Origin of the sequence: Chlorobium sp. N1 (assembly GCF_004332115.1) — a bacterium.
GTDB lineage: Bacteria > Bacteroidota > Chlorobiia > Chlorobiales > Chlorobiaceae > Chlorobium.
Genome location: NZ_SJPA01000004.1, coordinates 1 through 12,098 on the forward strand (window position 1 = coordinate 1; position 12,098 = coordinate 12,098).

General features: G+C 51.3%; 9 protein-coding genes and 1 pseudogene. All 10 read left to right on the forward strand.

Annotation, left to right across the window (positions count from 1 at the left end):
* Window positions 1-329: 329 nt before the first annotated feature.
* The 10 genes and pseudogenes from E0L29_RS06640 to E0L29_RS06690 all read left to right on the forward strand — a co-directional run bounded on the left by E0L29_RS06640 (window position 330) and on the right by E0L29_RS06690 (window position 12,077).
* A complete protein-coding gene (locus E0L29_RS06640; protein ID WP_165498842.1) occupies window positions 330-1,409 on the forward strand; it encodes a glycosyltransferase in 1,080 nt (359 codons plus the stop codon).
* Between the two features lie 308 nt (window positions 1,410-1,717).
* Window positions 1,718-2,674, forward strand: coding sequence for a UDP-glucuronic acid decarboxylase family protein (locus tag E0L29_RS06645; RefSeq protein WP_131356654.1), 957 nt, complete (start codon window positions 1,718-1,720; stop codon window positions 2,672-2,674).
* A gap of 257 nt (window positions 2,675-2,931) precedes the next feature.
* On the forward strand, window positions 2,932-3,927 hold the full coding sequence (locus E0L29_RS06655) for a glycosyltransferase (protein ID WP_131356657.1): 996 nt from the start codon (window positions 2,932-2,934) through the stop codon (window positions 3,925-3,927).
* A complete protein-coding gene (locus E0L29_RS06660) occupies window positions 3,906-5,069 on the forward strand; it encodes a glycosyltransferase (RefSeq protein ID WP_131356660.1) in 1,164 nt (387 codons plus the stop codon). The genes E0L29_RS06655 and E0L29_RS06660 overlap by 22 nt, the downstream gene beginning before the upstream one ends.
* A gap of 264 nt (window positions 5,070-5,333) precedes the next feature.
* The gene (locus tag E0L29_RS06665) at window positions 5,334-6,104 is read left to right on the forward strand and encodes an ISL3 family transposase (RefSeq protein WP_242664309.1); all 771 of its coding nucleotides are present in this window, start codon (window positions 5,334-5,336) and stop codon (window positions 6,102-6,104) included.
* Window positions 6,105-6,817: 713 nt separating this feature from the next.
* Window positions 6,818-7,865 (forward strand): annotated as a pseudogene (locus E0L29_RS06670) (IS630 family transposase).
* 222 nt (window positions 7,866-8,087) lie between these two features.
* Window positions 8,088-9,254, forward strand: a complete 1,167-nt coding sequence (locus E0L29_RS06675; RefSeq protein WP_131356663.1) for a polysaccharide pyruvyl transferase family protein — start codon at window positions 8,088-8,090, stop codon at window positions 9,252-9,254.
* Window positions 9,251-10,633 carry a Coenzyme F420 hydrogenase/dehydrogenase, beta subunit C-terminal domain gene (locus E0L29_RS06680; protein ID WP_131356665.1) on the forward strand — a complete coding sequence of 461 codons (1,383 nt, stop codon included), beginning with the start codon at window positions 9,251-9,253 and terminating at the stop codon, window positions 10,631-10,633. Before E0L29_RS06675 ends, E0L29_RS06680 begins: the two co-directional genes overlap by 4 nt.
* 20 nt (window positions 10,634-10,653) lie before the next feature.
* Window positions 10,654-11,178, forward strand: coding sequence for a putative colanic acid biosynthesis acetyltransferase (locus E0L29_RS06685; protein ID WP_131356667.1), 525 nt, complete (start codon window positions 10,654-10,656; stop codon window positions 11,176-11,178).
* Window positions 11,175-12,077 (forward strand): glycosyltransferase family 2 protein, encoded by a 903-nt coding sequence (locus E0L29_RS06690; protein WP_131356670.1) that lies wholly within the window; start codon window positions 11,175-11,177, stop codon window positions 12,075-12,077. The genes E0L29_RS06685 and E0L29_RS06690 overlap by 4 nt, the downstream gene beginning before the upstream one ends.
* Window positions 12,078-12,098: the final 21 nt, after the last annotated feature.

Here is a 12,098-nt window from a genome sequence, read left to right on the forward strand (position 1 = left end):
TGTGACCCCGGAACAGATGCATCAGGACCTTGCAGCAGGGATTATCGCTGAAAGAAAAAGAGTATTGGGAAAGCAGCAGAAACTTCGTAAAATGTACTGGTCAGCAAATCAAACAACCGGAAGCGGGCTGTAGTTTATTGGAAACCCGTTTCGCGACATCATCCAAAAATCACGCCGCTTGATTGGTATTTTGAGTCCTTGTTTTATTTTGCGGTTTCAATTCTGGTTTTACCTGCATATTTTGCCTTTATTAACAAGGCTCTCCGCCGAAGTTAAGGGTATCTCTAAGAATTGAGTTTTGATATAATAAATAGTACACTATTGTGGTCTTGAAAAAGTATTGGCTTGTGGTATCATGGGATGGTTTCCCTCAATATGCGGCTAGGCTTGTTCGTGCTGTAATTGAGCGTATTGAGGTTCCGTGTTTAGTTATTGGTACTCATCCTAATGTGCCAATTGATGGTATGGAGGATGCATTAGGTCAAGCTGTTACATGGGTTGATGGCGGGGATCAGATGACGTGGAGTCAGCTTGGTTTAAAACCACCATCAATTTTTATTCAGTCTGGGTGGAACAGGACGGCTTTTTCATCGCTCGGACGTGAGGTAAAGCGAGCGGGGGGTCTTGTGATCGGGTTGAGTGATGCTAATTGGCGAGCAGATTATAGGCAACTTGTGCTTGGGCCGATAGCGTTTAGGTTGCTATATAAGTCTCATTTTGATGGCATGATTGTTCCTGGGAGTCAAGGAACCCGATTAATGAAATATTTTGGCGTGGATAAATTGTGTATAAGGGAGGGCATGTATGGTGCTGATTCGAGTATATTTAAATCAGGACCTCCTCTTAATGAGCGTTCAAAGACTATTCTCTATGTGGGTCAGTTTATCGAGAGAAAGAATGTATTGCGACTCGTGGACGCCTTTCTTAAGTTTGTAGATAAATATCCTGAATGGAAATTGCATTTGGTAGGGTCTGGAAGTTTAAAAAATAAAATACCAAAAAGTGAAGGTGTTGTTGTCGAGGATTTTGTTCAGCCTGAAAAGTTAGCTCGTTACTATCAAGATGCGAAGTTTTTTGTTTTACCTTCTCTTGTCGAGGCGTGGGGATTAGTTGTTCATGAAGCTACGCTTTGCGGATGTGGTTTATTATTAAGTAATGCTGTGGGGAGCGCTCCTGATTTGTCGAATGATGTGAACTCTGTTAAATTTGATCCTCGTGATACGCTCTCGATTCAGCACGCTTTCGATGTGATGGCATCAATGGACGAGGTTCGTTTATCTGCGGTCGAGTTAGAGTCATATAGATTGTCTTGCCGCTTCGGTCCGGATCGATTTGCGGAGTCGTTTTTTAGTCTTGTTGACTATCTGAGCGTCACAGGAAACGCAAATGGAGTTGCAAGAGAAAAATGACCACTTTAAGGGATCTCCGCCGGCCAGAATGATATATCAAAACTCAATTCTTAGAGGTCCCCTTAAGCAGCAGTCTTATATAGCCCGGGTTCCTGCCTTGGACCTGTGCGATCAATATTGTTTTCTCCAAGCCACAGTCAAAACATCTCGTGGTCTTGGCGGTCCGATGCAGAGTTTGATTAATCTGGTTGATGTAATCCGTGGCCGTGTTAGCCAGGCGGTTAAGGGCGCTCGTGATTATACTAAAGTTACGAGTCTTATTCGCTGACTTAATAGCAACGCTATTAAATATATAATAACAAACATTCATGAGTAAAAAAGTATTGGTAACCGGTGGTGCCGGGTTCCTCGGCTCCCATTTATGTGAGCGATTGCTTGAGCAAGGGCACGATGTCCTTTGTGTCGATAATTTCTTCACCGGCACGAAGCAAAATGTCATGCACCTCATAGGTCATCCTTACTTTGAGCTCATGCGTCATGATGTCACTTTTCCCCTTTATGTGGAGGTTGATGAAATTTACAATCTTGCCTGCCCCGCCAGCCCGATCCATTACCAGTTTGATCCAGTACAGACTACTAAGACCAGCGTGCACGGTGCTATCAACATGCTGGGCCTTGCTAAACGCCTCAAGGCTCGGATCCTTCAGGCTTCAACCAGCGAGGTGTATGGTGATCCTGAAGTCCACCCGCAACATGAGGGGTATTGGGGTAAAGTGAATCCTATCGGTATCCGCAGCTGCTACGATGAAGGCAAGAGATGCGCTGAAACTCTCTTCTTCGATTACCACCGTCAGCATAATCTCGACATCAAGGTGGTGAGGATATTCAACACATACGGGCCGAGGATGCATCCGAATGATGGGCGTGTTGTCAGTAACTTCATCGTTCAGGCTCTTAAGGGGGAAGATATCACCATCTATGGCGACGGCACACAGACAAGAAGCTTCTGCTATGTCGATGATATGGTAGAAGCGTTCCTGCTCATGATGCAGACTAAGGCTGGATTTGTGGGGCCGGTCAATGTTGGCAATTCAGGAGAGTACTCCATGCTTGAGCTTGCTGAAAAAACACTCAGTCTTGTCGGGGGTAAATCCAAGATTGTTTATCAACCATTGCCGCAGGACGATCCGAGGCAGAGAAAGCCGGATATTACGATTGCGGAGTCAAAACTCGGATGGTCGCCGACTGTGCCCCTTGACGAGGGACTTGAACGGACGATTGGGTATTTCAAAGAACACCTATTTGGACATGAATTGAGCGATTAATATCTGACCGGCAGCATCAGCCGGTGAAAAAATCCCGGTTGTCCCTATAGGGCTACCGTTTTAATATTTTGTTCTGGTCCCCGGAACAGATGCATCAGGACCTTGCGGTAGGGATTATCGCTGAAAGAAAAAGAGCATGGGGAAAGCAGCAGAAACTTCGTAAAATGTACTGGTCAGCAAATCAAACAACCGGAAGCGGGCTGTAGTTTATTGGAAACCCGTTTCGCGACATCATCCAAAAATCACGCCGATCTCATATGTCGGCGGAACGATCTGCAATGGGCTGGACGGTTCCTTCTGTTGATGGCCTCTGTCTGCATATTGCTTCGACGAAGGAGGATGCTTCCGCTCTGGCGTATTCTGCGTCAGGAGAAAGCATTCACCTGACGCAGGGACTTCGTTCCAATGGGGTGGTTTCTGCTGCACAGCGCGTGATTGCCCAGCGCGGTCTGAGGCATCTTTCTCTCATAGAGTCCATCGACTTTCGTGGGCTGGCTGGAAGGGTTCGCCCCTTGCTGTATGGGGCGCTCCTACTGCGCTGGCGAAATAGATTGGAGGGGGTGCTGGCAATTGGGGCCGATACTTCCGCCTGGCTCTCAAGAGTCGCTCCTGCCGGCCTTAATGTCCGGCCGTTCGCTTATTTTTTGGCGGAGAATTCACAACCGCGTTATACGAGTGATGGGGGACTTTTCCGGGTCCTGTTTGTTGGTGCGCTGATCCCTCTGAAGAGGGTCGGTTTGTTGCTAGAGGTGCTTGGGCGGCTTGCAGAGTACCCCTTTGCGGTGGATATCGTCGGAGATGGTCCCCAGCGACATGAGTTGGAAGAAGTTGCCGGACGGTGTTTGGGCGGTAGGGTCCGTTTCCATGGTACACAGTCTATTGACGGTATTGCGAGCTGGATGCAGCGGGCAGATTGCCTTGTCTTGCCTAGCGCTCATGATGGCTGGGGGGCTGTAATATCGGAGGCGCTTCAGGCAGGGACACCGGTCATCTGCAGTTCCGCTTGTGGTGCAAAGGCACTCGTCTCCGCTAGTGGCAAGGGCGGGGTTTTTGATAAAGACGACACTGCTGAATTTCTTGATATGATGCGAATACAGCTGGATATTGGGCGGGTGAGTATAATGGATCGTCAAGAGCTGAGTCGGTGGGCTCGTTGTGCCGGAGCACAGGCTGGCGCGAAGTATCTTGAAGAGTTGCTGGTTGGGGCGATGGTTACGCCGGTATTGCCGCCGTGGGAAAAAGGGTCCCTTTAGGAGGCATTCTGTATGAGAATGATTGTTTTATGAGAATTGCCCATGTGACATCTGGACTGGCTCGTTCTGCGGCCGGGGTTCGCGAAACCGTGATGGCCCTTTCCCGAGAGCAACAGAATCTTGGCCACGAGGTTGTCGTATTCGGATTAAATAGCTCTGAATGGGCTGACGATGCCGGCGTATGGCGTGGTGCGCCTGCCAAAGCTTTTGATGTTCGTGGTCCGCGTGCGCTTGGCTATGCGCCAGAAATGGTTGCAGGGTTAGCCGGTTTCGATCCCGATATTGTGCATCTCCATGCCTTATGGATGCATCCCGGGCGAAGCGTCCTGCAATGGCACCGACGAAGCGGCAAGCCTTTCATCCTTTCTCCGCACGGAATGCTTTCGCCGGTGGCGTTGCGGTTTAGCCCGTTGAAAAAGCGGCTGGTGAGATGGTTGTTCCAAGATGCGGTTTTCGATGCAGCCTCAGCGATCCATGTTACTTCGGAGAATGAAGCTCGAGAGGTTCGGGATTTCGGGATTGAGTCTCTAAGTGTGGTTTTTCCGAACGGGGTGCCGAAGATGGATCGGCCCGAAGGGTGTTCGGAAGGGTTTTCTTCACGGGTATTATTTCTTGGGAGGCTGCACCCCATAAAAGGTTTGGATATCCTGATTCGTGCATGGGCGTTGCTGGGGCCTGAATTTCCGGAATGGCAGTTGGACATTACCGGTCCTGATGAGGGGGGGGAGTTAGCGCGCCTAAAACAGCTTGTGGCCGAACTTGGCCTTCGTTCGGTATGCTTCGGGCCGCCTGTGTTTGGCGACCAAAAAATTGCTTGTATGGCTGATGCCGAAATCTTTGCTCTTCCTTCGCTCAGTGAGAATTTTGCAATAACAGTTGCTGAAAGTTTGATGTTGGAGGTGCCTGTCGTTGTCTCAAAAGGAGCGCCGTGGAGCGGTGTCGAAGCCAATAAGTGCGGGTATTGGGTGGAAATTGGGGTGGAACCTATGGCTGAAGGGCTGCGAAAGCTCATGCTGGCGAGTTCCAGAGAGCGTCGAAGTATGGGGCGAAATGGACGTGAATGGATCCAGCGCGAGTTTAGTTGGCCTATCATCGCTGCCGGTTTGATTACTGCTTATCGACGTGTTCTTGGGTTGCCATGATGGGAGTGGGATACTTCTCCGCATTAGTAAATTGTGTTCTTCGCTGAATTAAGTGGGAATGCGGGAGGAAATGGATAGCTTGACAGTAGTCTCAAGCCTCACCAATCCAGCCCGCAGTACCGTTATGGAATCCCTGATCTCTCATTACCAGCAGCTTCTTGGCCTTCCTTCAACCTGAAACGTCGACAACGTGGATCTCTCCTTGCCACACAAGCGGGTGACCATCAAGCTCAAGTATGTCGGTCAGGACGTCATATGCCCGGAATGCAAGGCATCATCCAGCATCTCGGCATCGACGAAAAGAGCTTCAGGGCCGGTCACCAGTACGTGACGATCATGAACGACCTGGACGGCGGGAGAGTCCTTGATGTGGTCGAAACCAGAACCACCAAAGCCACGGTAAAGCTCTTGACCAGCCTTGCTGCAAAGCAGCGGAAGCAGGTGCTGTCAGTCTCGGTCGACATGTGGAATCCATTTGCCCATGCCGTCCGGAAAAAGGTTCCCCAGGCAGACCTCGTGCACGACCGTTACCACATCAGCAAGTATCTCAATGATGCCGTCGATGCTGTTCGGCGTCAAGAGTCCAGAGCGCTCAAGTCGGCCGGCGACAAAACACTCATCGGCTCGAAGTACGCCTGGCTCCGCAACCCGGAAAACATGAGCGACAAACAGCGCGCCGACTTCGACCAGCTGATGACCTGCGAGCTGCAAACCGGCACCGCATGGTCGCTGAAGAACATGTTCAGGGCGTTCTGGGTGTTGACCAGCAGAGACGCCGCCGAGTACTTCTTCCAATACTGGAGCGATGCCGTCGACCGCTCCAAACTGAAGCCGATAATCAAGGTCAAGGACATGATGGTCCGTCATCTTGAGGGTATCCTGAACTTTTTCCGGCACCGCACAACCAATGCGGTTTCGGAAGGGCTGAACAGCAAGATCCAGTTGATCAAGGCCTCAGCCCGTGGGTTCCACAGCTTCGAAAGCTACCGAACCCGAATCCTGTTTTACTGCGGGAAGCTCGACATGGCAATCTGACAATGCAGTAGTTTGCCGAAGAGCGACCCACTAAATTCGACGAAGGGCCATTACAATAGCTCGTTTTGGCGTCGGGTTATCTCGGCATTGTCGTTTTCCATAGCTGCATTTCTCATAACGGGCTCAAGGCAGGATACACTATTCCTGTGGCTGGTGAGTTGTTTGGCTATAGCGATTAGGCGTGATTTCGCATTGATTGCGATCCCATTTATTTACGGCTTTATGCCTGTTTTGACTTACGTGTATTCGCTTTTTCTCAACTCGCATGACACGATTGTTGTTAGGGCTACGTCTATATTAATTGCACTGTCAAATGTGACTTTATTTGGGCATGGCATGATCCCTCCTGTCGCAGAGTTCGTTTCAACATTTTCTTTTGGGTATTTTGTTCCTGCGGATATACTCTATCTTGGTCTCATCTATGAAATGGGGGTTGTTCCGTTTATTGTTTAAGATGATGTTTCTTGTCTATTTGGCTAAATCTTATTGGGGGCGGGTGAATAATGCCACAATAGCTGTGGCTTGTTCTGTCGGAATTTTTGAATACAACCTTACTCATATGGTGTTTGAGTTTGCAGTAAGCGCTATCGTGTTTAAGTTTACAGCGTTTCGTTTGGGTTCGGACTAAACACGGCTTTTCTAGATTTTTATGTTGATTATTAAGCCGGCAAATAAAACTCGCAATTATGATATAAGATCGTTATATTGCGAGCATGGAAAAAATCGATATCAGGCAACTCTCTGACCGAGAGCGCGCATTATTGCGGAAACAGGTCATTCGGCTCCGAAAGCAAGGGCAAAGGCAATAAAGAGGTCGCAGAGCTTTTAGGGCTATCTGTTCAAACAACAAGCCGCTGGTGGCAATGGCATCTGAGAGATGGAAACGCGATGCTTGCCGTGCCGAAACGGGGCCGAAAGCATGGTGAAAAACGGCACCTCTCGGCTGAACAGGAAAAGCAGATCCAGAAGATGATCGTCGATCATTACCCGGATCAGCTGAAGTTGCCCTTTGCGCTCTGGGACCGCCAGGCGGTCCGGCAGCTGATCAAGCTGCAGTTCGGCTTCGAGATGCCTATCCGCACCGTCGGCGAGTATCTCTCCCGGTGGGGCTATACTCCCCAGAAGCCGATCCGGAAAGCCTATGAGCAGCGCCCGGTCGAAGTCGCCCGTTGGATGGATGAGTCGTATCCGGCCATCCATGCGAAGGCAAAGGACGAAAATGCCGAGATTTACTGGGGCGACGAGACCGGTCTCTCAACCCAGGGCAACCTGGTGCGGGGCTATGCCCCGGCCGGAAAACCCCCTGAGCTGAGACTGAATGCCCGGAAAGAACATGTCAGCATGATTTCGGCAGTCAACAATCAAGGAAAGCTACGGTTCATGCTCTATGACGATGCTATGAACAGCCAGCGCCTCATCGAGTTCATGAAACGACTGGTCAAGGATGCCGGTCGCAAGGTGATCCTGATCCTTGACAACCTGCGGGTCCATCACAGCAAGCCGGTCAAGGCGTGGCTCGACGAAAACAAAGATAAGATCGAGGTGTTCTATCTGCCTGCGTACTCACCGGAATTGAATCCGGACGAGTATCTGAACAACGATCTGAAGAGTGCTGTGCATGGAAACAAGGGCGGCGTAGCACGCAACAAGGAGACAATTCGGAAGAAGACAATTTCGCATCTGAGACATCTGCAGAAATCGCCTGGAAAAGTTGCAAAGCTATTCAACCACCCCAAAGTTCGTTATGCGAAGGCTTCGTAGTTTTAATTGCCGGAGTAATAACAGGTTTGGAGCCACTCGGTACGACCCGGCAGTGCGATCTGCTCTCGATTCACCGGTCTGGCTTGTACTGCCAGCCGAAAAAGGCCTCCAGCCTTATGTGTCGTCGGGTAACAGCGGTGCATTGCTACACCCCTGCTACCCGACGACATAAGGCGATAAGTTTGATTTGTTTCCCATAAGCTGCCTTTGCCAAAACCCCCTATGAAAGCAGGCCTGTTTACTTATCATTTTAGCGACAACTACGGTGCGCTCTGCCAGGCTTATGGGCTAAGGCAGTGGCTACGCGAGCGCGGTATTGATGCTGAATTCATCAACTATCAGCCCACCTATGTGGAGCAAGGCGGCCCACTCGATCGTCCCTGGATGCCTTCCCTCTGGCGCAAAAACCTGACCATCCTGTACATGAAGCAGGCTTTTCTCCGACATAAGTTTTTTGGCGACAAGGCGCAGCATAAACTCTTTGAGAGCTTTCGCCATGAAGTGTTGGGGGTCACCGGTCCGCGCATCAGACATCACCAAGACCTTGCTCCACTGATGTCAGACTATGACATGCTAGTTTGCGGATCGGACCAAATCTGGAACCCTTCGATTCAGAAAGGCTTGGATCCGGTCTATTTTCTGGATATTTCGGGTTCCGATCACGCGCATAAAGTGGCCTATGCGCCGAGTTTCGGCCGGAGTATGATCCAGCCAGAATATCACGCTGACCTCGCTGCCCTCGTTAGCAAGCTTGATGGGGTTTCTGTACGCGAAAAGAGCGGCCTTGATGTGCTGAAAGCAGCGGGCATCAAGTGTGAACACGTTCAAGTTGCTCCTGATCCAACTGTTTTACTTGGGAATTTTGATGCGCTTTTGGACGATGACGCGGACATAGATAACAGTGTTTTCTGCTATGCACTGCGAACTGATGAGGTGATCCGCGACGTTGCGAAACAGGCCGCGCAACTGAGTGGCGGTCCGCTTATTTCGCCGCGCTCCATTCACCAACGTTGGAGCGATATCGGTCAGGGCGTCACGCCCGGGCCAGTGGAGTGGCTGCGGATGCTGGCAAGGGCACGGGTCGTGGTGTCAAACTCGTTCCACGGAGTGGCGCTAAGCGTGTTGCTTAATAGGCCCTTTATCGCCGTTGGATTGCCGGGCAAACGCGCCAAGATGAATACGCGGGTACAGAGCCTTCTGACCATAGTGGGACTCACTGACCGCATCTTGGACATCGCCGATCCCCCCGCTGTGTGCGCCTTAATGAACATCCCCATCAACTGGAAGGCCGTCAACGCCCGTCTGGCTGCCGTGCGCACAGATGCTGAAGCCTATTTGGATAATCACATCGCACAGGCGAAGTTCAAACAAAAGACACGGTATAAATGAGCGAGACCATTAATCAGGTTCTGAAATCAGGGTCCTGTGTCGGTTGCGGAGGCTGTGCGTTTGCAGCTAGCGGGAAGATGGCTCTTGATGCACACGGATTTTATGCCCCCCAGCTTAAAGGAGCAGAATACGATTCTGCGTTAGCCTCAGCATGTCCCTTTCTTTCGCCCGATCTAAACGAAGATTTTTTAGCGGACCGCTTCTTGCCGATGTTGCCCCATCGCGATCACAAGATCGGCAAGTATGACGCAGTCTTTGCCGCACATGCCGAAGAAAACAGCTTTCGTCGAGCAGGCAGTTCCGGTGGAATTGGATCATGGTTTGCAGTGGAACTGCTACAGAGAAAGCTCGTCGATGGGGTGATCCATGCGCGCCCCGTACCCCGTCGCGGCGCCGAAGACCCGTTCTTCCGCTATGGCATCAGCCGCAATATTGAAGACGTAAAAAAGGCAGCCCATTCCCATTATCACGTGGTCGAGATCTCGGAGGTATTGGACGAGGTTAAACGCACTCCTGGTCGATATCTGTTTATCGGTGTTCCCTGCATGGTAAAGGCTGTCCGTCGCGCACAGTTGCGCGACGGACAGATGGCGGACAGGATCGTATACACGATGGCACTGGTCTGCGGGCATCTCAAAAGCGTGCATTGGGCGCTGTCATTGGGTTGGGGTGTGGGCACCATCCCTGAAGATATCGAGTCTATTACGTTTCGTGTGAAATCCAATAATGTCGCCGCTAAAGCCTATTACTTTGGCATCCGAAAACGGGGGGGAACTGTACTGGAGGTCCACGATTCTGCACCTCTGACCGGGGGGAAATTCAATCTGGGGGCCATGATGCCTGACGCCTGCAATTATTGTGACGATGTGGTTGGCGAGACCTCAGATCTGACCATCGGAGACGCTTGGCTGCCGCGCTATGCCTTAGATTCGCGGGGAAAAAACATGATCGTTTCGCGCAATCCAGAATTAACTGCACTGATGCAGCGTGCAGATAGAGACGGTCGCATTGTAATCGAGCCGATGACCGCGAAAGAGGCTGCTGATGCCCAGTCTGGGGGGTTCCGGCAGCGCCGAGAGGGGCTGGCACATCGTCTAGCCCGTCGCCGCTTAGGCGGCCTTTGGGTGCCGATCAAACGTGATTTGCCCGACATGGTGCGTCCAGGCCTACTTAGAGCACGCATCTACGATCTGCGGGAACAGGTTTCGGTACGGTCTCGAAAGAGCTTCAGACGTGCGCTCGACCAGAGGGATCTTTCCGTCTATGAGCGCGAAATGGCCACAACGTTCAAGCAACTACGTCTGATGGAAATATTCGCCTCGGCGACTCGCATTGCGTCGGTGCGGTTGCGTGCTCTATTTTCCCGGAGGCGATCTTGACAACCGCATCACGTTTGTACGTGGACAGCCGCAGCAAACGCGACAAGATTTTACGCGCACTTTGGCAGGTCGTGCGGGCGCTGTTTTTCGCCGTGCTGCCAGGACCGTTATTTAAACGCTGGCGGTTGTTTGTATTGCGATGCTTTGGTGCAAAGCTCGGCAAAGGGTGCCGAGTCGAAGCCTCTTGTATCGTCTGGTGGCCCGGTAATCTGGTGATGGGGGACTACGCTTGCCTCGCGCAAGGAGTAGATTGTTACAACGTAGCTCCAATCGTCATCGGAGATTATGCAACGATTAGCCAGCGGGCTTTTTTGTGTTCAGCCAGTCATGCCACAGATTCATTGGCACGCCCGTTAGTCTTTTCACCGATTTCGATCGAATCACATGCATGGGTTGGTGCCGAGGCTTTCGTTGGTCCGGGTGTCACCGTCGCCGAGGGGGCCGTGCTTGGAGCGCGAGCGGTGGCGATTCGAGACCTGTCAGCATGGTCGATTCATGTGGGCAATCCGGCGAGAGCCATCAAACAGCGCGAAATCCGACAATGACCTTGACTATCATAATCTTAACTCGCGATGAGGCCCAACACATCGGACGAGCCATCCGGTCTGTGCAATCAGTGGCAAATCGCATTGTCGTCGTCGATTGCTTTTCGACCGATTTGACTGTCGCCATAGCTCAATCGCATGGCGCAAGGGTCTTGCAGCATCCCTGGGTGAATTATTCCATGCAATTCAATTGGGCGTTGAGTCAGTTGCCTGCGGATACGGAGTGGGTATTGCGATTGGATGCTGATGAGTACCTCACCGATGAGTTGTCTTCTGAGATCGCCTCAGCGCTTGCTACGGTTGATCCGTCCGTTGAAGGAATAAATTGTCATCGTCGCATGACGTTCCAGGGGCGCTTGATTATGCACGGGGGCGTTTTTCCAATTAGGGTCCTGCGATTGTTCCGCTATGGCTGCGGTGAATGTGAGAATCGTTGGATGGATGAACACATCAAGGTGTCCGGATCGACCCTGGATTTGAAGGGAGAGATTATCGACGACAATTTGAATTCCCTCACATGGTGGACGGAGAAGCACAATAAATATGCCAGTCGAGAGGCCGTGGATTTACTCAATCTGGATCATGGCTTTATGCCGCATGATTCGGTTGCACAATTTCGCGGGGGTTCAGAGGCCGGTTTCAAGCGCTGGCTGAAAGAGCGGGTCTATGCCCGTATGCCGGGAGGGTTTCGGGCATTCGTCTATTTTTTCTATCGGTACGTGCTCCGTCTTGGCTTCCTGGATGGTCGGGAGGGTACTGCCTTTCATTTCCTGCAGGGGTTCTGGTACCGTTATCTGGTCGATGCCAAGGTTGAGGAGGTGAGGCGTTACATGCGCGAGCGGAAGGTCGATGCGCCTCAGGCTATTTTGCAGGTGCTGGGTATAGATGTTGCACGATGAGCTCCGGGCGTGAGGGGTGTA